Consider the following 19,995-nt stretch of genomic DNA (forward strand, 5'->3'; position numbering starts at 1 on the left):
GAAGGGCAAATTACCCATGGTTGAGAGGATGCGTGGGTGCAGGTGCAGGCATGCCCTGCTCCCAGAACGGGAAGAAGTTGAACCAGTCATAAGGCGCCTTGCACAGCAGGCGTTCAAGCTGCTGGGCGTAAAGCCGGGCATAGCCGGCCAGCGCCTGCGCGCGCCGCGCACGCGGCAGTTCAACCTGGGCGGCAAGCGGCACGAACTCGACGGCATAGCCCCGCCCCTCATGCACGCAGCCCATGAAATACAGCGGGCACTTGAGCAGGCCAGACAGGATGTAGGGCCCGCAGGGGAAGGCGGCTTCATGGCCCAGAAACAGGGCCTGCGTGGTCTTGCTCTCATGCACAGGAACGCGGTCACCAGCAATGGCGATGAACTCCCCGCGCGCCACGCGGTCGGCCAGTGCCAGGGCGGTGGCCATGTTGAAGTCCAAGACCTGCAGCAACTGCACCCCGCTGTCCGGCGCCATGCGGCGCAGCAGGCGGTTGAAGCGCTCGGCATGCCGGGTATGCACCAGGATGGTCAGTTGCAGGCCAGGGCATTGCCGGGCCAGGGTCTGGCACAGCTCGACGCAGCCCATGTGCGCGGTCACCAGCACGGCCCCCTGCCCGCGGGCCATCAGGTCCAGCAAGGGCTGTTGCCCCTCCAAACGCACGTGCTCGGTGCGGTAGCTGTTCGTTACGGCAAGCAGCTTGTCAAGGATCACCTGGGCAAAGACACCAAAGTGCCGCAGGCCGTGCACCCAGCCCGGCCCGCGCGGCCACAGGCTGTGCGCCTGTTGCAGGCGCTGCAGGTACTGCAGGGAAGCGCGCCGCGCCACCGGGCGCGTGAGCCAGTAGTAGCCGACGACTGGATACAGGCACAGCAAAAAGGGCCAGCGGCCCAGCCATCGGTGAAGCTGGTAGAGCAGCCACATGCCGCCCACGCAGGTGCTTTCACCGATCTGCGCCCAGTGGTGCGGGCTGCGTGTGGAAGGCCCGCTCATGACGCCCCCCGCGTTCGCAGTCGGCGCGCCAACAGTTGCGGGCTGCGCAGCAGCATGCCGCCGAACAGGCGCGCGTGCATGCCGGAGATCCGAAGGTTGTCGCTCCAGACCCTGAAGTGCGACAGCCCATCGGCGGGATAGGTCACGGGCGTGGGCAAGGTCACGAAGGCCACGCCGCGCCAGTGCAGGTGCACCAGCACTTCGGTGTCGAATTCCATGCGCCGGCCCATGCGGGTGCGGTCCAGCACCGCCACCGTGGTCTTCAGCGGATACACGCGGTAGCCGCACATGGAATCGCGAATGTCCAACGACAAGGTGTTGATCCACACCCACACATGGGTGAGGTACCGGCCATAAAGACGCGCCTTGGGCACGCTGGTGTCATAGGCGGGTGCCCCGCAGACCATGCTCCCCGGGTGGGCACGGGCCAGCGCCAGGAAGGCGGGAATGTCACTGACGGCGTGCTGGCCATCGGCATCGATCTGCAGCGCATGCGTGCAGCCCTGGGCCAGCGCGGCGCGCAGGCCGGCCATCACGGCGGCACCCTTGCCCTGGTTGCTTGCCAGGCGCAGTACCTGGACCTGCCCTGCGTGCTGCGCTGCCAGCGCATCCAGCACGGCGGCGCAGCGCGGCTCCGAGCCATCGTCCACCAGCAGGCACGGCAGGCCGGCGTGCAGGCAGCCCTGGACCATCACGCCCACCGTGTCGGGGTGGTTGTAGACGGGGATCAGGGCCGTGGGACGAAAGTCCGGCGCCCTCATGGCCTGCGCTCCAGCAGGCGGCCACTGGCATGCACGCCCCGCGCGGAACTCAATTCGAACTGCAGGCAGCCTTTCTCGGGCTGCCACTGCAGCTGCATCTGCACCGTATCGCCGGGCAGGATGGGCTGCTGGAATTTGAGCAGTTGCGCGTCGGCAAATCCGTGCTCCAGGCCGAAGGCCTGGGTCGCCAGGCTCACCACCCAATGAAGTTGCGCCACGCCGGGCACCAGGGATGCCTCGGGAAAATGCCCCTCCAGCACGCGCAGCCGGGGCTGCACCAGCAGTTGCGCCGTGGCGCGCTGCGCGCTGCGCTCCTGCCATGCCGGCAAGGGAATCACGGGATTGAACAAGGTCAGCAGGCTGTGATGCGTAGTCTTTCCCTGCGCATTCATGGGCATGCGCTCCACATAACGCCAGTGGCGCGGCAAGGCCACGCGGTCCACGCAGGGTTGCAGCAGCGAGCGCAGCGCCTGACCCATGCCGCGACGGCCCTGCTGCTGCAACGCCTGCCAGCCCGCTTCGCACAGCTCCACCACCATGCCCACGCGCTGCGGCGCACCGCCAGCGATGCCGCTGGCGCCGGACGGCTGCTCCAGCACCACGGCCCTGGCCTGCCGGACTCCACCATGGGTTTCCAGAACACGCTCCATGGCGGTCAGAGACACCCTTTTTTCGGCAATCTTCACAATGCGGTCTGCACGCCCCTGCAGCACGAAGCCCAGGCCGTCGATGCCGGGCAAGGCACGGTCGGCCGTCTCCCACCAAAGCTGCGCATCAGGCAGATGGCGCGAGCGCACGGCAAGAAGCCCGCTGTCCGACAGGCGCAGCTCCACACCAGGCAGGGCCTGCCAGGATTCGCCGTGTTCTGCGCGGCGGCGCCAGGCGATACCGCCCGTTTCAGAGCTGCCGAAGACTTCTGTGGGCGAATGGCCCAGCAGTTGCAGCGTGTGCTGCGAGGCGCTCTCGGCCAGTGGGCCGCCGGAGGAAAACACGCCGCCCAGTCGCTCCATCGCCTGCGACCAGTCCAGGTGCGCCGGCAAGCGGCCGAGCATGGCGGGGCTCGATACCAGCAGGCTGCGCGGCGCCTGCTGCAGTGGCTGCACCAGATCCTCGGGATAGTGCGCCAGATGCGTGCCCATGGCGCGGCCAGCCGCCAGCGGCCACAGAATGCGGAACAGCAGGCCGTAGATGTGATGGTGCGCCACGGTGGAGAGCACCTGCACGTGCGGCCCCTGCGCCATGCCGACACCGAACACGGCCTGCAGGGCCTGCACTTCGGCATCCAGCTGCGACAGCCGCTTTTCAATGCGCTCGGGCACACCCGTGGAGCCGGATGTGAACAGCACGACGCGCGCCTTGTGCATGTCCAGGGGCTGCAGTACCACGCCGTCCGCGCCAGCGGCATCAGGAACCAGGGCCTGGGGCAACTCGCCCGCGCAGGCCGCCACCTGGGGCAGCAGCGCCGACAGCGTGTGCGCATGCAGGTCACTGGCCAGCACCGGCGTCTTGCCCGCGTGCCATGCACCCCATAGCGCAGCGGCAAAGGTCAGCGGATTGCCGCAGTACAAGGCCACTTCCGCCCCTTGCACACGCTGGAAGGCCGCGCACCACGCCCGGACAGCATCGACCCATTGCGCGTGCGTGACCGCCGCATCCTGCGGCCTTGCCACCACATGCCCTGCGTCCCTGGACTGCGGCAGTGCCACCTGCGCCAATGCCACCCATGCCAGTGCCAGACCTTGTTCGCTCTTTGTGGCCGTCATCCTTGCCTCACACATGTCCATGGCGCCTGCGCACACGCTGGCGCACCAGCCACTCCACCGCCATCAGCAGCCCCATGGCCCCATAGGCGATCAAACCGTTGTACAAGGCCCAGGCCTCGTCGCTACCATACAGGGCCGTACCTGCCGCCACCGCGCCATTGCAGACAAAGAAGACGCACCAAACGGCCGTCACCCGGGCGGTGTAGCGCACGGCCGGCGCAGGCAGATCAGGCTGCCGCAGCCGGGCCAGGCGCTCCACCACCGACGGCGGAAACCACAGGCTCCAACCAAAGCCGGCCAGCAGCACGGCATTGACCAGCACCGGATAGAACTTGAGCGCCAGGCCATTGCCCTGCCACCACGAGACGGCAGACAGCGCCGCCGCCCCCGCAGCGACCACCCACCAAAATCCTTCGCGGCTGCTGCAGGCACGCGCCAGCGCCAGCACCACCAATGCGGCGGCAATCCAGTGCGCAGCCACACGCCCCAACGCGGCATAGACGGCCAGCGGATAGAGCACCGTGGCCAGCAGCACAAGGCCTGTCGCGGTTTTGCGCATGGCAGGCGTGTTCCTCAGGCGACGGCGCTATCTTCTTGCATCAGCTGATGCAGCGCATCCACCACGTCCTGGATGGTGCGCACCGACTTGAAGGCCTCGGCATTGAGCCGCCTGCCGACCAGAGGCTTCAGTTGGACGATCAGATCCACGGCATCAATGCTGTCGATGTCCAAGTCGTCATGGAGCCGGGCTTCGGGCGTGATGCGCTCCGCCTCGATATCGAAGGTTTCCGTCAGGATTTCGACGATGCGTTCGTAGATGGTTTCTTTGTTCATGAAAATGTCTTCTGCGGTCTGCGCGGAGGGCCGCACTCAGTGCGTGCGCTGGGCTGCCACGAAGGCAGCAAGCGCCTGGACGCTGCGGAAATGCTGACGCGTCTGTTCCGAGTCCCCGGACAGGCTCACGCCGAAACGCTTTTGCAGCGCCAGGCCCAGCTCCAGCGCATCGATGGAGTCCAGTCCCAGGCCCTCGACAAACAGGGGCTCGCCCGCATTGATCTGCTGTGGCGTGATGTCCTCCAGCGCCAGGGACTCGATGATGAGTTCTTTGATTTCTTGCTCAAGCTCAGGCACGGGACGGTTCCTTGAATAGTTGTGTGGACAGGTGGTCCGTGACATGTCGGGCCGCCACGGAGTTGCTGGCCGCCCCTTGGCAAAAGGCCTCGATACCGATGTCGTCACGAACTTCGATGAAAAAGTGGGGCTTGCGCGGCGGCACCTGCCACCACGGCGCGCCCTTGGTCAGCATGGGCACGCTGCAGTGGATATGCACCGGCGTGATATCGACGCAGCCCTTCACCGCCACATGGGCTGCGCCGCGCTGCAGCCGGACCTGGCCATGCAGCGGTGTGCGCGTGCCTTCGGGAAAGATGATCAGGTTGTTGCCGGATGCCAGAGAGCGCAGGCAGTCCTGCAGCAGGCCCTCGCCACGGCTGTTGGCAATGAAGCCGGCCGCCCGGATGGGGCCGCGCGTGAAAGGGTTGCCCGCCAGCGCCGCCTTGACGATGCAATCGGCATGGCGAACGAAGGAGATCAGGAACACCACGTCGATCAGCGACGGGTGATTGGCAAGAATCAGCAGGCCGCGCCGCTGCAGACGTTCACGGCCGCGCACTTCATAGGACAGCACGCCGACGCCCGTCATCAGGGCAACGAACCAGCGCAGGCTGTGATGGATCACCGACTGGGCCGCCAGCTGGCGCGACTGCGGGTGGCGGATGGCCAGCAGCAAGGCCGGATAGACCACGCAGCGCACCACCAGCCCACCCAGGCCGAACACGGCAAAGCACAGGCCGGTGGCCGCCAGGCGCCACTGACGATTGAGCCACTCAGCCATGAGCGCGCTCCCATCGCCATCCGCCTGCACCACGGCGCTGTGCCGGGCGCTGCGGGACTGCCAGGGATGCCTGGCCGTCGTGCAACAGAAACTGCAACACCTGCAACCCGTGCGGTAAATGCGGCGCGCGGGCCGGCTCCGGCTGCGCGGCGTCCATCCCGGGCTGCCTGCTCAACAGGAACCCGGACTCTCCGGGTGCTGCCCATTGCAGCAAGACCGCCCAGGCGAATACCACCTGGGGCTCTGTATGAAAGCCGTCATACGGAGCAGGCAGTGGCGCGTCGTAACAGACCAGCATGACTTGCGGCGCGCCTTCGTGCAGCAGACCCAATGCTTCCACCATGCCCGCCTCCGGCGCGCAATCGGTGGATGCCACGCACAGTGCATTGGCACGCATGCCTCGCAAAATGGAATGCTGGGCGCCAATGCCGTTGTGCACCGCCAGGCCGAATGCCGTGGGAGACACCGCCTCTCCGAGCGCCTGCGCCTGCAGCAGGGCAAGCGACTTTTCAGCATCGCCATAGCGCGAGGCCCAGACCACGGGCAGGTCAGCCAATGCAGCCTGCGCCGCAACGGTATCGGCGGGAACAACGGCACATCTGGCCAAGGGGCCGAGGCGCCTGCGGGCAATTGGGGGGATATGGGCAAGATCCGGACGGACCTCGCCCTGTGGCAAGACGGGCTGCCTTGCCCACTGCCGCCACTGGACAGGTTCCTGCAGTCCGGGCGCAAGCGCAGACCACGCCCGAATCGCAAAAACGCGGCGCACGAAAATCTCCCCCCCGATGCCTATGTTTGAATGTCACGCCCAGTAGCTACTGGCCGCTGGCTCTAAAAAAACGATGCATTGTAGCTATCGAGGGGAAAAAGATTCTTGTATCTGTTATTTAAATTTGTTACTTGATGCATATTGACAACAGTGACGCCGCCATGATAGCCACCAACGGCTGATCGGTGCTTCGCCTGGAGGCGGCGCCTTCCCTCTGCGCCGGAACCGCGCAGCCTCTCACTTTCAAAGTCAGGCCTGAGCTGCCCCCTTCCCTCCTTCAGGCATGCGAGACAGCGCCGGGCGCCGGACATCTGGAATCTGCAGCCAGTACCTGGTTTCAGTGATATGTCGCGCATATGCATTGAACAGGTTTTCCAACCATTCTCATCAGATGCAGATTTCTCCGTCTTATATTCTCAATTCGCACAATGCTATTGATAACAAGAAATCAATCAATCACCAAAAACCGACAGCAGCATGTTCAATCGACATAATCAACGACTATTGCAAATTAATTATCAAGAATCATGAAAAATATAAGCATTCGCTGATAACTACCAAAACCACACCTACCATCCACCTTCCTCCTCTGAAGAAGAAAATAAATGGCCAATGAAATCGCTTGAATCCGGCCACACAACGAAAAACCGCTTCAGCAATCTCTTCTTGAAAACTTCTTACAATCCATCGATATTCCTGCCTACCTGATGCGCTCAGCATCCACTCCAGGCCTTTCCTTCCCGTATTGAATCCATGCTGTTTTCCGGCCAGAATCCGCCGCCCGACATACATGACCAACTGTCTTCCGTTTCAAGGCAAGACCGGGAGATACTCCATGGTCATAAAGCGGTTGCGATATGGCTGACCGGACTTTCGGGGTCCGGAAAATCGACCATCGCCAATGCGCTGCAGGCGCATCTGCACGCAGCCGGCCGGCGTACCTATATGCTGGACGGAGACAACATACGCAGCCGGCTGAACCGCGATCTGGGCTTTTCCGAAGAAGACCGGGCGGAGAACATACGCAGGGTCTCGGAGGTTGCCAGGCTTTTCGTGGATGCGGGCACGATCGTGATCGCGGCCTTCATTTCCCCTTTCCGTAGCGAGCGCGACACTGCCAGGGCCTTGTTCGACAAGGGTGACTTCCTGGAGGTGTTCGTGGATGTTCCCCTGTCCGTTGCCGAGCGGCGGGACCCCAAGGGCCTGTACAGAAAAGCGCGCCGCGGCGAACTGCGTCAGTTCACCGGAATCGACTCGCCCTATGAACCCCCTGTGGCAGCGGAGCTGACCCTGCGCACGGACCAGCTCAGCGTGGCCGCATGTGTTTCGCGCCTGCAGGCGTTGCTGCTGCAGGGGCAGCCGACTGCGCCGGGCACGCCCGCCCAGGGCATGGCGCCGCTGATGACCTGTCCCCTGCCACTGGCCAAGGCGCTGCAATGAATGCCAGGCCCGCCCTGCCCTGCGCGCATGAAGACGCCTGTGCCGGCACGCCCCTGTTTGCGCGGCTTGATGCCAGGGTTGCGCTGCAGGCGCTGCGCGAGGAGGTGGATGCGCTGCTGTCCTCGCCATGGTGCGACCACGTGAACCACGGCGGCTACGAAGGCGTATGGCGTGTGATGCCGCTGCGCTGCCAGCGCCAGCATGTGGCGGCCCACCCCATTCTCCAGAGCTTCTCCATCGAGGAACCCGAGGAGGATTGGGAGGACCTGCCCCTGCTGCAGCACTGCCCCGCCATACGCCAGGTGCTGGAGCAACTGCAATGCCCGCTGCGCTCTGTGCGCCTGATGCAGCTGAAGGCCGGCTCATCCATCAAGCCGCATCGCGACCATGGGCTGGGCCTGGCGCATGGCCAGGCCCGGCTGCATGTGCCCGTGCACACACATCCCGATGTGCAGTTCATCGTGGAAGGCCGCACGATCCCCATGGCCGCAGGGGAGCTCTGGTATTTCAATGCCGATGCCACGCATGAAGTGGTGAACCGGGGCACCCGGGACCGCACCCACCTGGTCATCGACTGCCTTGCCAACGCCTGGCTGGTAGACAGCATCGGCAAGGGACACGCCCATGCATGAGCTGCAGGCGGCCTTTGCCGAACTGATCGCAAGCCCCCGGCAGCACACCCTTTTCCAGCAGGCCAGGAGCATGGAGTCGCTACTGGTGCAGCTGCGCCTGCTGTGGTGTCTTCCCGCCTGGAACGATGGCCGGCTCATGCAGGCGCTGCAGCAGTTGAACCAGGCGGCCGCCGTGCCAACTGCCGCACTGCTGGCCGGTGGCTGGCTGCCACACAGGTATGAGGCACGCACGCGCAGCATTCTTTGGTGCCTGCCGGACGGCGCTGCCACCGAGCCGTTTCATGACGAGTACATCAGCCGCTGCCTGCAGCGCAGGCTGCTGAACCAGTTCATCCGGCCGCGCACGCCGCTGGCCGGCCTGTGCGCGGAATCCCTTCCCAGGCCCGGGGGCCATCCGCCTGCCGGCTTCATCTTCCACCTCTCGCGCTGCGGCTCCACCCTGGTCTCGGGCTGCCTTTCCGAACTGGACGGCACGCTGGTCCTGTCGGAGCCACCTGTGTTCACCGAGTTGCTGCTGGACAGCTCGCTGGACCGGGCGCAAAAGCGCGATGGCATTGCCGGCCTGGTGTCGGCCATCACCGCGGCCGTGCCGGGGCGCCGCAACCTGGTGGTCAAGTGGAATGCCTGGGACATTTTCCAGTGGGAGCTGCTGCACGATCTCTACCCCGAGGTGCCCGGCCTGATGCTGGTCCGCGATCCTGTGGAGATCCTGGCCTCACACCACAGGCAGGCCGGCCGGCACATGTCGGGCGACCCGTCGCTGGCTGGCGCCGGTCCGGTTTTCTGTTCCGGCAGTGGCAGCCAACCCTTTGTCTCCGTGCTCGACCACCGCATGCGCGTGCTGCAGGCAATGATGGAGCGGATGCGGGATCTGCACGAAAGCCAGGGCGTTCCTGTGCTGCACTACCGCCAGCTGGATGCCCAAGCCATGGAGCAGATAGCCCGGCGCTTCGACCTGCACGCAGGCGAGGCGGCGCGCCAGCGCATCGCCGCACGCCTTCGCCAGCACGCCAAGGCGCTGGACCAGCGCTTCGAGCCTGACGGGCGGGACAAGGCGGCCGTCTTTGTCGAAAGCGAACGCCAGCGCATCGAAGCGCGCCTGGGTCCGCTGCACGCACAGCTGCTGCGGCGCGCACAACCCGTGCACGAATAGGCCGCGCCAAAAATCAACGCCAGCAGCACATGGACAGCGCCCACGATGTACCAGCCCCAGAAAAAACGGCGAGTCGATCTGCGGCTTTGCCCGTTCCTTTGATTTGCGCAGCACAGATCCTTTGGTAGTCCGCGCTGTGCATGAACAGCTTCAGGAAGAACTGCTCAGCTACCAAAAGAGCTTCCCTGTCCGCGCACCCGACCGGCTTGAGGAAGAACTCGGTTTGGACGGTGATGATCTGGACATGAGCGTTGCGCCAGCCATTGCACGCCGCTCGGGCAGGTCACTGGAAGGCGCGCAATCCAATCCCCATTGCGGCCGCGTCATGACAGCGTCCGACCTTGTGTATTTCTTCAACTGCCAGTCTGAAGCGGCACCGCAGCCCACCGCATTTCACTGACGACAGTGCCTTGCTCAAAGCAAGGCACAGACCGCTGCAACGCCCTCAGGAAATCACATTCCGGATGAACCGCGTCACTCTCTCGTGCAGGTAGCAGCCACTGAACCTCAGGCCTGCCGCAGCACCCCGCTGTCCAGCAGTTGGCCGATCTGCCCGGCCGTGAACCCGGCCTCCTCCAGCACCTCCACGCTGCTCTTTCCTATTTCCTGGGGCCGCAGGCGGTAGCTGGCCGGGGTGCGGTCCAGCTTGACGGGTGAGGCCACGGAACGGAAGCCGTCCACCTCCGCCACCATGCCGCGATGGGCGGTGTGGGGGTGGTCCAGGGCCTCGACCACGTTGTGGATCACGCCGCAGGGCACGCCCGTGGCGACCAGCATCTCGAACAGCGCCTGCGCATCGAAGCGGGCAAAGGCGGCTTCCAGGTCGCGCTTGAGTTCGAAGCGGTGCACGGCCCGCTGGGCGTTGGTGGCATAGCGCGGGTCGCTGGACAGGTGGCCATGGCCCACGGCTTCGCACAGGCGCTGGAACTGGCCGTTGTTGCCCACGGCCAGGTAGACGGGCTCGGTGGCCGTGGCATAGGTATCGTAGGGCGCGATGTTGGGATGGCCGTTGCCCGATCGCTGGGGTGCGCGGCCCCTGAACAAGGTGTTGATGGAGTGCGGGTACAGCGAGAAGATGGCGCTGTCGTACTGGGCCGATTCCACCGACTGGCCCAGGCCGCTGCGCTCGCGCTCGTGCAGCGCCATCAGGATGCCGATGACGGCGTTCAGGCCTGTGGTCACGTCCACGATGGGGACGCCCATGCGCGTGGCCACGCCATCGGGGTCTCCATTGATGCTCATGAGGCCGCCGAGCGCCTGCACGGCCGCGTCGTAGCCCGGCAGTCCGCCCAGCGGGCCCGTGGCGCCGAAGCCTGTCACGCGGCAGTGGACGAGGCGCGGAAATTGCTGGCGCAGCACCTCGCCATAACCCATGCCCCAGCGCTCCAGCGTGCCGACCTTGAAGTTTTCGATCAGCACGTCGGCATCTTCCAGCAGCCGCATCACGACTTCGCGCCCCTCGGCCCGCGACAGGTCCAGGCAGACCGTGCGCTTGTTGCGGTTGATGCCCGCGAAGTAGGAGGCCATGCCGGCCGCGTCGAAGGGTGGGCCCCAGGTCCGCGTCTCGTCGCCATCGGGGCCTTCGATCTTGAGCACATCGGCACCGTGGTCGCCGAGGATCTGCGCGCACAGCGGCCCGCCGAGCACGCGCGAGAGATCGATCACCTTGAGTCCGTCCATGGCAGCCATCGCAAGTCTCCTTGAGTGTTTCAAATGCCCAGGTTCAAGCCGGCCGCCTGGTTCCATTTGGCCGGTCGGCGCTCGCGTGCGGCAGTCACGCCTTCGGGCGCTTCCGAGCGCATCTGCTGCGCAAACAGGTCGGCGGCCGCGTCCAGGTAGCCTTGCAGCGCCTCGCTGGCCGGAAGCGGCGCCACGGGCAGCCCGCCCAGCAGGCGCTTGGTGGCGGCCGAGGCCTGGGGCGCGGTGGCCAGGATGGAGCGCAACACGCGCTGGGCCAGCGGCATGAGTTCCTGCGGCGATTCGGCCAGGTAGTCGAGCAGGCCGATGCGATGGGCCTCGGCGGCATCGATGCGCTCGGCCGTCAGCACCAGGCGGCGCGCCGCCTGCAAGCCCAGGCGCGCGGCCACGAAGGGCAGGATCTGCCCGGGCACCAGGCCGATGGACGCTTCGGGAAAACCGAATCTGGCCAGTGGCGAACCTATGGCGATGTCCACAGCACACGCCAGGCCCGCGCCGCCGCCCATGGCCGGCCCCTGCACACAGGCCAGGGTGACCTGAGGCACGCGGGACAGCTCGGTGAGGAAGTCCCCGTAGCGGCGGTTGCCGGCCGCAATGGGGTCGCGGCCATCGCGGCCTGCCGGCGCGTCCAGCCGGTCCTGGAGGTTGCCCAGGTTGCCTCCGGCGCTGAAGGCCGGCCCGGCGGCCGTCAACACGATGGCGCGCACGCCGGGCGCCTGCGAAGCCTGGCGCACGGCCTGGGACAGCGCCTGCACCGTGTCCGCGCCCAGCGGGTTGCGGGCCTCGGCCCGGTTCAGGTGGATGGTGCAGAACGGCCCGTCGATGGTGCTGAGCACGCAGGCGGGCGCGGCCTGGTCTAGGATGGCGTCGGACATGGTTTCCTCCGGTGGAATGCGACGTTCAGACAAGAAAGAAGGCCTTTGAAGGCCGTCAAGGAGACAAAGTGCACCCGACCACATGGCAGGGACCGGTCACGCGATGACGGCCCGCAACCTCGACATCAGCCTGCTGCGCACCTTCGTGGCCGTGGCGGAGCGCGAGAGCTTCACCAATGCAGCCGAAAAGGTCTACCGCACCCAGGCGGCGGTCTCGCAGCAGATGCAAAAGCTGGAAGCCTTGCTGGGGTGCGCGCTGTTCGAGCGCGTGGGCCGGCGCAAGCGCCTCACGACGGAGGGCGCGCGGCTGCTGGAATACGCGCGGCGCATGGTCAGCCTCAACGACGAGGCCTACCGCGCCATTACCGAGGAGACCTTCTCCCACCCGGTGCGCATAGGCGTCTGCGCCGACGCGCTGGACGCCCTGCTGCCCGCCTACCTGGAGCTGTGCGCCGAGAACTTTCCCAAGCTCAGCATCGATATCCAGGTGGGGCGCAGCCGCTGGCTGGCCTCGGCGCTGCGCCGGGGCGACGTGGACCTGCTGGTGGACATTGCCGCCCATGCGGGCTTCGAGCAACTGGTGCTGCGTACCTCGCCCGTGGCCTGGATCGCGGGTGCGCGCTACCACCACCAGGCCGGCAGCTCCGTGCCGCTGATCCTCATGGACAACGCCTGCCCGTTTCGCAGCAGCATGGTGCAGGCCCTGGACGAGGCCGGCATCGGCTGGCATGCGGCCTTCCAGACTTCCACCCTGGCCGGCGTGCGTGCCGCCGTGCGCGCGGGCCTGGGCATCACGGCGCGTACGGTGGAAATGCTGGCCCCGGATGTGCGCGTGCTCGACCCCCAGGTCCGCCTGCCCGCCCTCGCCCCCATGCGGTTTCACCTGTACTGGCGCGCCGACGCGCTGGACGACAGTGCAAGAAAAGTGCTTCATCTGATCGCTCCGCGTTGAGTCGCCATGGCGCATCGCTCGGGCTCACTGGGCGGTCATGCCCGCCTCGGTGATGATCCGCCCCCATAGCCGGGTATCGCGCTCCTGCAGGAAGAGCAGGTGCTCGGGCAACACGGGCGTGGGCACCAGGCCCTTGCCGACCAGGAAGTCCTTGCCCGCCGCGCTGGACAGGGCCTCGCCCACCCATTGCGACAGCAGGGCCGAGACGGCTGGCGGCGTGGCGGCCCTGGCGCTCCAGACGGCGATCCAGGAACTCACGTCGAAGTCGGGGTAGCCCAGTTCAGCCACGGTGGGCACATCGGGCAGGCTGGGTATGCGCTGGGCGCTGGACAGCGCCAGCGCATGCACCGTGCCGGCCTTGACCTGGGGCAGCGCCGTGAGCATGTCGCAGAAGTAGTAGTCGAACTGCCCGCCGATCAGGTCGGTCATGGCCTGGGCGCTGCTTTTGTAGGGAACGCTGACGGCATTGATCCGGGTGAGCTGCTTGAAGCGCTCGCCCGCGATGCGTCCGCCCACATTCGCACTGGCGAAGGACAACTGCGTTCCCTGCCTGCGCGCCCAGGCCAGGAACTCGGCCGCCGTGGCCTGGGCGATGCGCCGGGGATTGACCAGCATGGCATAGGGCGTGGTCGCCATGGTGGCCAGCGGCGTGAAATCGCCCTGCGGGCTGTAGCCCAGCTTGCGGTAGATGGTGATATTGGCCGCATGCGTGGACGATCCCGACACCAGCAGGTTGTAGGCATCGCCGGGTGCGCGCAGCACGTACTCGGCCGCGATGTTGCCGTCCGCGCCGGGCCGGTTTTCCACAATGGCGGGCTTGCCCCCGCGCTGGGCGATGGCCTCGCCCACAAAGCGCGCAATGCTGTCCGAGGCGCCGCCCGCGCCGTAGGCCACGACGATGCGCACGGGCTTGTCCAGCCGGCTGCCCTGCGCCAGGCCCAGCGGTGGCAGCGCGGCCACCAGGCTCGCGGCACAGCCGCTCCGCAGCCAGGCGCGGCGGGAACAGGGCATGGGCATGGGCATGGACGTGCTCGGGCCGCAGCACTCCGGGGTTTCCAGTTTCTGCGTCTGCATGATCGCTCTCCTTCACAGTGATGCGCCGGGCGCGCGGGCGGCCACGGGCGGGCCATGGGGAGCCAGGGCACGCGGGCAGTCGATTTCCATGTCGAGCAGCATCTGGGCATAGCACTTGCCCAGCGGGTCGGAGCGCAGGCTGCAGGAGCCGCCACCGCCCAACGCCTGGCGCAGCACGAAGTTCAATGCGCCCAGGCCCGGCAGTTCGTAGCGTGTGACCGGCCCGCTGGCCAGGTGGGCGAAGTAGGCCTGCACGCGCTCGGCGCCGACCTGTTCGCGCAGCACGGGCAGCCATTGCGGTGCACGCGCCATGAGGCCGATGTTGGCGTCGTCCCCCTTGTCGCCGCTGCGGCCATGGGCGATCCAGCCCAGCGGCAGGCGCACGGTGTCCTCACCCGCCGGCATCGCGGCGGGCACCTGCGCAGCGGCTGCCTCATCAGTGATGGTGGACGCCGACCCCTGCGCCGTAACTGGCACTGGTACCGGAACCGGCAAGGCGTCCTCCGCCGCCTGCCATTGCACGGCCACGGCCGCCTTGGGCAGCAGGAAGGAGGCGGTGCGGATCACGCTCTGCACCTCGGACCGGCCGCCGAAGTGGCTGCGCGTGCCCGGCCCCATGGAGGTACCGGCCGAGGAGGCTTCCTTTTGCAGAAAGCCCAGCGCACGCCGGTCCGCATGCCGCGCGGCAATGCGCAGCACGATCTCGCGGCTGTCGGCCACGCGGCGGTGGGGGCCGTACATGGACTCGGCTCCCAGCAGTTCCACCAGCGTTTCGCCATAGTCGGCAAAGCCCGCCGCATGCATCTGCACGCGGGTGCGTGCCAGCAGCGCCTCGGCCGTGCGGCAGGCCTTGTCCATGGCCCGCTGGCCGCGGATGGCCATCATGATGGCAATCTGCCAGCCCTGCTGGTAGGTGGCCGTGACCTTGTAGCCCGGGCCTGGCGCGCGCCCCCGTGCACCGCCCACGCGCACGCGCCCGCCCTCGCCGCCATGGCCAGGCAGGTCCTCGATGCGCACCTGCGAGAAGTCGCAGACCACGTCGGGCAGCGCATAGGCGCAGGGGTCGCCTATCTCGTAGAGCAGTTGCTCGCCCACGGTCTGGCGCGTGACCAGGCCACCGCGCCCTGCGGGCTGGAACAGCTCGAAGCCTCCGTCAGCCTGCATGCGCACCAGCGGATAGCCGATGTCGGCCCAGTCGGGCACGGCCTCCCAGTCGGTGAACAGGCCTCCCGTGGCCTGAGCGCCGCATTCGACCAGATGGCCGGCCAGGCTGGCCTGGGCCAGGCGGTCGTAGTCGTCCATGCGCCAGCCGAACTCGTGGATGGCAATGCCCAGCAGCGCCGCACTGTCCACGCAGCGGCCCGTGACGACGATGTCGGCGCCCCCATCGAGCGCACGGGCGATGGGCTCAGCGCCCAGATAGGCGCTGGCCGACATCAGCGGCGGCAGTTGCGCGGGCAGGGGCTCCTGCTGCCAGGGCTCGAAGTCCCGCTGTCGGTCCAGCACATCGTCGCCCGTGACGATGGCGACCTTGACCTGCACGCCCTGCTCGCGCGCCAGCGCCAGGATGGCATCGCGACAGCCTGCAGGATGCAGTCCTCCCGCATTGGAGACCAGGCGCACACCCTTGTCGCGGATGGCCCTCAGATGCGGCCCGACCGCCGACGTCACGAAATCGGTGGCATAGCCCAGGTCGGGCGAGCGCAGCCGTGCACGCTGCAGGATGGACATGGTGGTCTCTGCCAGGTAGTCGAACACCAGGTACTGCAGGTCCGGCTGCTGCAGGAGCTGGGGCACGGCCATCTGGGAGTCGCCCCAGAAGCCCGACGCACCGCCGATGAGCACCGTGTGCTGCGCGGGCCGGTCCGGGAGGGTGGAGGGGTTCATGACAGCTCCTTGTCTTCATCGGCACGCACCTGCAGCAGCACCTGGCCCGCGCCCAGCTGTATGCCCGGACGCACACCCAGCGCCGCGATGCGGCCCGCGCCGGGCGCGGCCAGCGGCATTTCCATCTTCATGGACTCGATCACCAGCAGGGTGTCACCCTTCTCCACCCGCTGGCCCTCGTCCACCAGCACGGCGATGACACGGCCGCTCATGGGCGCGCGCACCTCCCCTCCCCCGCCCGCACTGCCAGGGCCGGCCCCGAAGCGCAGCAGGCGCTCGAACACGAAGCTGTCCGCACCGTCTTGCACCCAGAGCTGTCCGCTGGTGTCCTGGTGGCAGTGCAGCGGCCGGTACAGGCCGTCGACCTCCAGCCCCAGCAGGCCCGTCTGGGGCTCCCAGCGCAGATTGCCCAGCTGCCAGGAGACGGAGACAGAAGCGGCCGCAGGCGCAGGATCGGTGGCACCACGCGCCATGGGCGGCGGACCATCCTCACAGGCCAGTTGCAGCCCGCCCCCGGTATGGCTCAGCGTGTAGCCCTGCGCCGGGGATGGCGACGCCGGATGGCTGGCATCGCGCAGCCACAGCGACCGGCCCGGCAACCGATCCGTGATCTGGTCCGTGATCCGGCCCGCAGCGCTTGCGCCTGCCGCCAGGCGGATGCCGCCGCCCAGCAGCAGCGCGGCCGCCGCGCGCGCATGGGGCGAGGGTGTGCGCCGCCAGGGGTCCTGCCCCAGGTCCTGGCGCCCCAGGAAGTCCGTGGTCACCTCGCCTGCTGCGAACTGCGGATGCGCCAGGCAGCGGCGCAGAAAGCCCAGGTTGCTGCGCACGCCCAGCAGCGCCGTGCGTTCGCAGGCCTGGCGCAGGCTTGCAAGGCAGGCCTCGCGGCTGTCGCCCCAGGCCATGAGCTTGGCCACCATGGAGTCATAGAAGGGCCCGATTTCGGCGCCATCTTCCAGGCAGGTGTCGGCACGCACCTCGGGCGGCGCGCGCCACAGGCCCACCGTGCCGACCTGGGGCAGATAGCCCTGCCAGGGATCTTCGGCACACAGGCGCAGCTCGATGGCATGGCCGCGCAGGCGCACGTCCTGCTGTGCCAGCGCCAGCGGCTGGCCCTGGGCGATGCGGATCTGCTGCTCCACCAGGTCCAGCCCCGTGACCAGTTCGGTCACCCCATGCTCCACCTGCAGGCGCGTGTTCATCTCCATGAAGTAAAAGCGCCGCTGCGCGTCCAGCAGAAACTCCAGCGTGCCTGCGCCCGTGTAGCCGATGGCCTCGCAGGCCTTGCGCGCCACCTCGCCCATGGCCTGGCGCAGCGCCTCGTCCACGGCGGGCGACGGCGCCTCCTCGATCAGCTTCTGGAAGCGCCGCTGGGTCGAGCAGTCGCGCTCGCCCAGATGCAGGCAGCGGCCATGCTCGTCGCACAGCACCTGCACTTCGATATGGCGGCCATTCTCTATGGCGCGCTCCAGGATGATTTCGTCCGAGCCAAAGGCGCTGGCCGCCTCCGACCGCGCCTGGCGCAGCAGCGCCTCCAGTTCATCTTCGCGGCGCACCACGCGCATGCCCCGGCCACCACCGCCCGCCGCAGCCTTCAGGATCACGGGAAAGCCGGTGCGCCGCGCGGCCTCCAGCACGTGGCGCGCGTCGCCCTGGGCCGCAGCCCCGGGCACGGTGGGCACGCCCGCGGCCTCCATCGCCTGCTTGGCCCGGGCCTTGTTGCCCATCAGGTCGATCACGCCCGGCGAAGGCCCCACGAACACCAGCCCCGCATCGGCCACGGCCTGCGCGAAGTCCGCGTTCTCGGACAGGAAACCATAGCCCGGATGGATGGCCTGGGCGCCCGCGCGCCGGCAGGCCGCGATCAGTGCCGCGCCGTCGCGGTAGCTCTGGTCGGCAGGCGCAGGGCCTATGTGCACGGCCAGGTCGGCAAAGCGCACATGGGGGCTGTGTGCATCGGCATCGGAATACACGGCCACGCAGCGCAGGCCCATGCGCCGCGCCGTGCGCATGATGCGCAGCGCGATCTCTCCACGGTTGGCGATCAGCAGGGTGTCGAAGCGCATGGCTGGCTCCCCGCTCAATCCGCACGCCGGGGCAAGGTGCCCATGTGCTTGCAGATGATGGTCAGCATGATTTCATCGGCGCCGCCGCCGATGGAGATCAGCCGCAGGTCGCGCCAGGCGCGCGAGACGCTGTTGTCCCAGGTGAATCCCATGCCGCCCCAGTACTGCAGGCAGGAGTCCGTGACCTCGCGGCACAGGCGCCCGGCCTTGAGCTTGGCCATGGAGGCCAGTTGCGTCATGTCTCCGCCGCCCATGTGGACCTGGGCCGCTCGGTAGATCAGCGAGCGCAGCAGTTCCACCTCGGTCCTGAGCTCGGCCAGCCGGAAGTGCACGGACTGGTTGTCGAGAATGGAGCGCCCGAAGGCCTGCCGCTGGCGCGTGTACTCGATGGTGTCGTCGATCACCTTGTCCAGCGCCGTAACCCGCCGCGTGGCGCCGCTCAGGCGCTCCTCCTGGAACTGGCGCATCTGATAGGTGAAGCCCTTGCCCTCCTCGCCGATGCGGTAGCTCTGGGGCACGCGCACATCGTCGAAGAAAACCTGGGCCGTGTCCGAGGCCCACATGCCCACCTTGCGGATCTTCTGCATGCTGATGCCGGGGCGCAGCCTGCCGTTCTCGCGCAGCGGCACGCAGATCAGCGACTTGTTGCGGTGCACGTCGCCTTCGCTGGTATTGGCCAGCAGGCACATCCAGTCGGCCTGGGTGGCGTTGGTGATCCACATCTTGGAGCCGTTGATGACATAGTCGTCCCCGTCCTTGCGCGCCGTGGTCTTGAGCGAGGCCACGTCCGAGCCCGCGCCCGACTCGGACACGCCCAGGCAGACCACCATGTCGCCCGCCACCGTGGGCTTGAGGAACTGCTCGCGCAATGCGTCCGAGCCGAAGTGCGTGAGCGCCGGCGTGGCCATGTCCGTCTGCACCGCGATGGCCATGCCCACGCCGCCGCTGCTGATGCTGCCTATGGCCTCGCAGAACGCGATCTCATAGCTGTAGTCCAGCCCCATGCCGCCGTATTCCACGGGCTTGTTCACGCCCAGCAGGCCCGCCGCGCCCAGCTTCTTGAACACCTCGTGGGCGGGGAAGATCTCGGCCGCCTCCCATTCCTCGACATGGGGCTCGATCTCCCTGGCGATCAGCCTGCGCACGCTGTCCTGCAGGGCGATATGGTCGGAAGTCATCATGCTGTGCTCTCCTTGGTGGGCTGTGAACTTGCGAAGCCGGGCCCGCGCGGCATGGACGCCGCGCCACCGGGCAGGAAGGGATGGCAGGGCCGCCCTCAGCGCTCTAAAGGCGGGCCACGCCGAACTGCACGGGATGCAGGTCGCGCCTGCGCGCACCGGCCGCCGTGGCCAGCGCCATGGCCAACCAGGCGCGTGTCTCGCGCGGGTCAATCACGCCGTCGTCCATCAGCAGGCTGCTGGTGTGGATGGCGCCCGACTGCGAGTCGAAGGCCTGGACGATGTCCCGATGCTGCGTATCCAGGGCCTGCGCGTCGGGCTCGGCGCCCGCGCGCCGTGCGGCGGCTTCGGCCACCATGCGCATGGTCATGGCCGCCTGCTCGCCGCCCATCACGGCCGTGCGCGCGTTGGGCCAGGAAAACAGCAGATCGGGCCGGAAGGCGCGCCCGCACATGCCGTAGTTGCCCGCTCCATAGGAGGCGCCGCACATCACCGTGAAGCGCGGCACGGGCGCATTCGACAAGGCCTGGATCAGCTTGGCGCCATGCTTGATCATTCCGGCCTCCTCATGGCCGCGCCCGACCATGAAGCCCGTGATGTTCTGCAGGAAGACCAGGGGCCGGCCCAGCTGGGCGCACAGTTGTATGAACTGCGCGGCCTTGTTAGCCCCGTCGCTGTCCAGCGGGCCGTTGTTGGTGAGCAGGCCCAGTTCGTGCCCTTCGATGGCCGCGTAGCCGCAGACCGTCTGGGCGCCGAAGGCCTCCTTGAAGGCATGGAAGTCCGATCCGTCCACCAGCCGCGCGATGACCTCGCGCATGTCCACTGGCGTGCGCGTGTCGGCCGGCATGATCTGCAGCAGCTCCTCGGC

The 19,995-nt window shown here is 67.3% G+C and carries 20 protein-coding genes; 5 read left to right on the top strand and 15 right to left on the bottom strand.

The features are described from left to right. Window positions 1-10 precede the first annotated feature (10 nt). Genes JHD82_RS10090 through JHD82_RS10125 form a run of 8 tightly spaced genes read right to left on the bottom strand, consistent with a single transcriptional unit; the run spans window position 11 to window position 6,175 of the window. Window positions 11-988, bottom strand: a complete 978-nt coding sequence (locus JHD82_RS10090; protein ID WP_199136301.1) for an acyltransferase — start codon at window positions 986-988, stop codon at window positions 11-13. Next, the gene (locus JHD82_RS10095) at window positions 985-1,749 is read right to left on the bottom strand and encodes a glycosyltransferase family 2 protein (RefSeq protein ID WP_199136303.1); all 765 of its coding nucleotides are present in this window, start codon (window positions 1,747-1,749) and stop codon (window positions 985-987) included. The genes JHD82_RS10090 and JHD82_RS10095 overlap by 4 nt, the downstream gene beginning before the upstream one ends. Beyond that, window positions 1,746-3,512, bottom strand: coding sequence for an AMP-binding protein (locus tag JHD82_RS10100; protein WP_199136305.1), 1,767 nt, complete (start codon window positions 3,510-3,512; stop codon window positions 1,746-1,748). Before JHD82_RS10100 ends, JHD82_RS10095 begins: the two co-directional genes overlap by 4 nt. A gap of 7 nt (window positions 3,513-3,519) precedes the next feature. Then, complete coding sequence (locus JHD82_RS10105; protein WP_071955332.1) at window positions 3,520-4,071, bottom strand: hypothetical protein; 552 nt, start codon at window positions 4,069-4,071, stop codon at window positions 3,520-3,522. A gap of 14 nt (window positions 4,072-4,085) precedes the next feature. Next, entirely contained in the window at window positions 4,086-4,346 is a 261-nt protein-coding gene (locus JHD82_RS10110) for an acyl carrier protein (RefSeq protein WP_017406831.1), read from the bottom strand. Between the two features lie 36 nt (window positions 4,347-4,382). Further along, entirely contained in the window at window positions 4,383-4,643 is a 261-nt protein-coding gene (locus JHD82_RS10115; RefSeq protein ID WP_088165059.1) for a phosphopantetheine-binding protein, read from the bottom strand. Continuing rightward, complete coding sequence (locus JHD82_RS10120; RefSeq protein WP_199136307.1) at window positions 4,636-5,406, bottom strand: 1-acyl-sn-glycerol-3-phosphate acyltransferase; 771 nt, start codon at window positions 5,404-5,406, stop codon at window positions 4,636-4,638. The genes JHD82_RS10115 and JHD82_RS10120 overlap by 8 nt, the downstream gene beginning before the upstream one ends. Next, window positions 5,399-6,175 carry a beta-ketoacyl synthase chain length factor gene (locus JHD82_RS10125; RefSeq protein ID WP_307838090.1) on the bottom strand — a complete coding sequence of 259 codons (777 nt, stop codon included), beginning with the start codon at window positions 6,173-6,175 and terminating at the stop codon, window positions 5,399-5,401. Before JHD82_RS10125 ends, JHD82_RS10120 begins: the two co-directional genes overlap by 8 nt. Before the next feature lie 753 nt (window positions 6,176-6,928). On the opposite strand from JHD82_RS10125, the gene cysC reads away from it, so the two are divergent. From cysC to JHD82_RS10145, 4 genes are all read left to right on the top strand, one after another. Continuing rightward, on the top strand, window positions 6,929-7,615 hold the full coding sequence (gene cysC / locus JHD82_RS30295) for an adenylyl-sulfate kinase (protein WP_199136311.1): 687 nt from the start codon (window positions 6,929-6,931) through the stop codon (window positions 7,613-7,615). Continuing rightward, window positions 7,612-8,247 carry an aspartyl/asparaginyl beta-hydroxylase domain-containing protein gene (locus JHD82_RS10135; RefSeq protein WP_199136313.1) on the top strand — a complete coding sequence of 212 codons (636 nt, stop codon included), beginning with the start codon at window positions 7,612-7,614 and terminating at the stop codon, window positions 8,245-8,247. The genes cysC and JHD82_RS10135 overlap by 4 nt, the downstream gene beginning before the upstream one ends. Beyond that, on the top strand, window positions 8,240-9,400 hold the full coding sequence (locus JHD82_RS10140) for a sulfotransferase family protein (protein ID WP_199136315.1): 1,161 nt from the start codon (window positions 8,240-8,242) through the stop codon (window positions 9,398-9,400). The genes JHD82_RS10135 and JHD82_RS10140 overlap by 8 nt, the downstream gene beginning before the upstream one ends. Before the next feature lie 136 nt (window positions 9,401-9,536). Continuing rightward, a complete protein-coding gene (locus JHD82_RS10145) occupies window positions 9,537-9,800 on the top strand; it encodes a hypothetical protein (protein ID WP_233174685.1) in 264 nt (87 codons plus the stop codon). A 107-nt stretch (window positions 9,801-9,907) separates the two neighbouring features. On the opposite strand, the gene JHD82_RS10150 is transcribed toward JHD82_RS10145, so the two are convergent. After that, complete coding sequence (locus JHD82_RS10150) at window positions 9,908-11,146, bottom strand: CaiB/BaiF CoA transferase family protein (RefSeq protein ID WP_374191641.1); 1,239 nt, start codon at window positions 11,144-11,146, stop codon at window positions 9,908-9,910. Next, window positions 11,110-11,973 carry an enoyl-CoA hydratase/isomerase family protein gene (locus JHD82_RS10155; protein WP_233174686.1) on the bottom strand — a complete coding sequence of 288 codons (864 nt, stop codon included), beginning with the start codon at window positions 11,971-11,973 and terminating at the stop codon, window positions 11,110-11,112. The genes JHD82_RS10150 and JHD82_RS10155 overlap by 37 nt, the downstream gene beginning before the upstream one ends. Window positions 11,974-12,076: 103 nt before the next feature. On the opposite strand from JHD82_RS10155, the gene JHD82_RS10160 reads away from it, so the two are divergent. After that, the gene (locus JHD82_RS10160; protein ID WP_183019193.1) at window positions 12,077-12,925 is read left to right on the top strand and encodes a LysR family transcriptional regulator; all 849 of its coding nucleotides are present in this window, start codon (window positions 12,077-12,079) and stop codon (window positions 12,923-12,925) included. 24 nt (window positions 12,926-12,949) lie between these two features. On the opposite strand, the gene JHD82_RS10165 is transcribed toward JHD82_RS10160, so the two are convergent. The 5 genes from JHD82_RS10165 to JHD82_RS10185 form a co-directional block, all read right to left on the bottom strand. Further along, entirely contained in the window at window positions 12,950-13,999 is a 1,050-nt protein-coding gene (locus JHD82_RS10165) for a tripartite tricarboxylate transporter substrate binding protein (RefSeq protein WP_233174687.1), read from the bottom strand. Between the two features lie 12 nt (window positions 14,000-14,011). Beyond that, window positions 14,012-15,886, bottom strand: a complete 1,875-nt coding sequence (locus JHD82_RS10170) for an acyclic terpene utilization AtuA family protein (protein WP_199136319.1) — start codon at window positions 15,884-15,886, stop codon at window positions 14,012-14,014. Next, a complete protein-coding gene (locus JHD82_RS10175; RefSeq protein WP_199136321.1) occupies window positions 15,883-17,949 on the bottom strand; it encodes a biotin carboxylase N-terminal domain-containing protein in 2,067 nt (688 codons plus the stop codon). Before JHD82_RS10175 ends, JHD82_RS10170 begins: the two co-directional genes overlap by 4 nt. Before the next feature lie 14 nt (window positions 17,950-17,963). Then, on the bottom strand, window positions 17,964-19,130 hold the full coding sequence (locus tag JHD82_RS10180) for an acyl-CoA dehydrogenase family protein (RefSeq protein WP_199136323.1): 1,167 nt from the start codon (window positions 19,128-19,130) through the stop codon (window positions 17,964-17,966). Between the two features lie 103 nt (window positions 19,131-19,233). Next, on the bottom strand, window positions 19,234-19,995 hold a 762-nt coding region (locus JHD82_RS10185), incomplete at its 5' end, for a carboxyl transferase domain-containing protein (protein WP_307838091.1).

This window comes from Delftia sp. ASV31, assembly GCF_016428765.1.
Taxonomy (GTDB): Bacteria; Pseudomonadota; Gammaproteobacteria; order Burkholderiales; family Burkholderiaceae_C; genus Comamonas; species Comamonas acidovorans.

Excerpts from the sequence above, each read along its gene's own strand:
- JHD82_RS10090 (WP_199136301.1), bottom strand. The coding sequence starts at position 988 with ATGAGCGGGCCTTCCACACGCAGCCCGCACCACTGGGCGCAGATCGGT.
- JHD82_RS10095 (WP_199136303.1), bottom strand. The coding sequence starts at position 1,749 with ATGAGGGCGCCGGACTTTCGTCCCACGGCCCTGATCCCCGTCTACAAC.
- JHD82_RS10100 (WP_199136305.1), bottom strand. The coding sequence starts at position 3,512 with ATGACGGCCACAAAGAGCGAACAAGGTCTGGCACTGGCATGGGTGGCA.
- JHD82_RS10105 (WP_071955332.1), bottom strand. The coding sequence starts at position 4,071 with ATGCGCAAAACCGCGACAGGCCTTGTGCTGCTGGCCACGGTGCTCTAT.
- JHD82_RS10110 (WP_017406831.1), bottom strand. The coding sequence starts at position 4,346 with ATGAACAAAGAAACCATCTACGAACGCATCGTCGAAATCCTGACGGAA.
- JHD82_RS10120 (WP_199136307.1), bottom strand. The coding sequence starts at position 5,406 with ATGGCTGAGTGGCTCAATCGTCAGTGGCGCCTGGCGGCCACCGGCCTG.
- cysC (WP_199136311.1), top strand. The coding sequence starts at position 6,929 with ATGCTGTTTTCCGGCCAGAATCCGCCGCCCGACATACATGACCAACTG.
- JHD82_RS10135 (WP_199136313.1), top strand. The coding sequence starts at position 7,612 with ATGAATGCCAGGCCCGCCCTGCCCTGCGCGCATGAAGACGCCTGTGCC.
- JHD82_RS10140 (WP_199136315.1), top strand. The coding sequence starts at position 8,240 with ATGCATGAGCTGCAGGCGGCCTTTGCCGAACTGATCGCAAGCCCCCGG.
- JHD82_RS10150 (WP_374191641.1), bottom strand. The coding sequence starts at position 11,146 with ATGGAACCAGGCGGCCGGCTTGAACCTGGGCATTTGAAACACTCAAGG.
- JHD82_RS10155 (WP_233174686.1), bottom strand. The coding sequence starts at position 11,973 with ATGTCCGACGCCATCCTAGACCAGGCCGCGCCCGCCTGCGTGCTCAGC.
- JHD82_RS10160 (WP_183019193.1), top strand. The coding sequence starts at position 12,077 with ATGACGGCCCGCAACCTCGACATCAGCCTGCTGCGCACCTTCGTGGCC.
- JHD82_RS10165 (WP_233174687.1), bottom strand. The coding sequence starts at position 13,999 with ATGCAGACGCAGAAACTGGAAACCCCGGAGTGCTGCGGCCCGAGCACG.
- JHD82_RS10170 (WP_199136319.1), bottom strand. The coding sequence starts at position 15,886 with ATGAACCCCTCCACCCTCCCGGACCGGCCCGCGCAGCACACGGTGCTC.
- JHD82_RS10175 (WP_199136321.1), bottom strand. The coding sequence starts at position 17,949 with ATGCGCTTCGACACCCTGCTGATCGCCAACCGTGGAGAGATCGCGCTG.
- JHD82_RS10180 (WP_199136323.1), bottom strand. The coding sequence starts at position 19,130 with ATGATGACTTCCGACCATATCGCCCTGCAGGACAGCGTGCGCAGGCTG.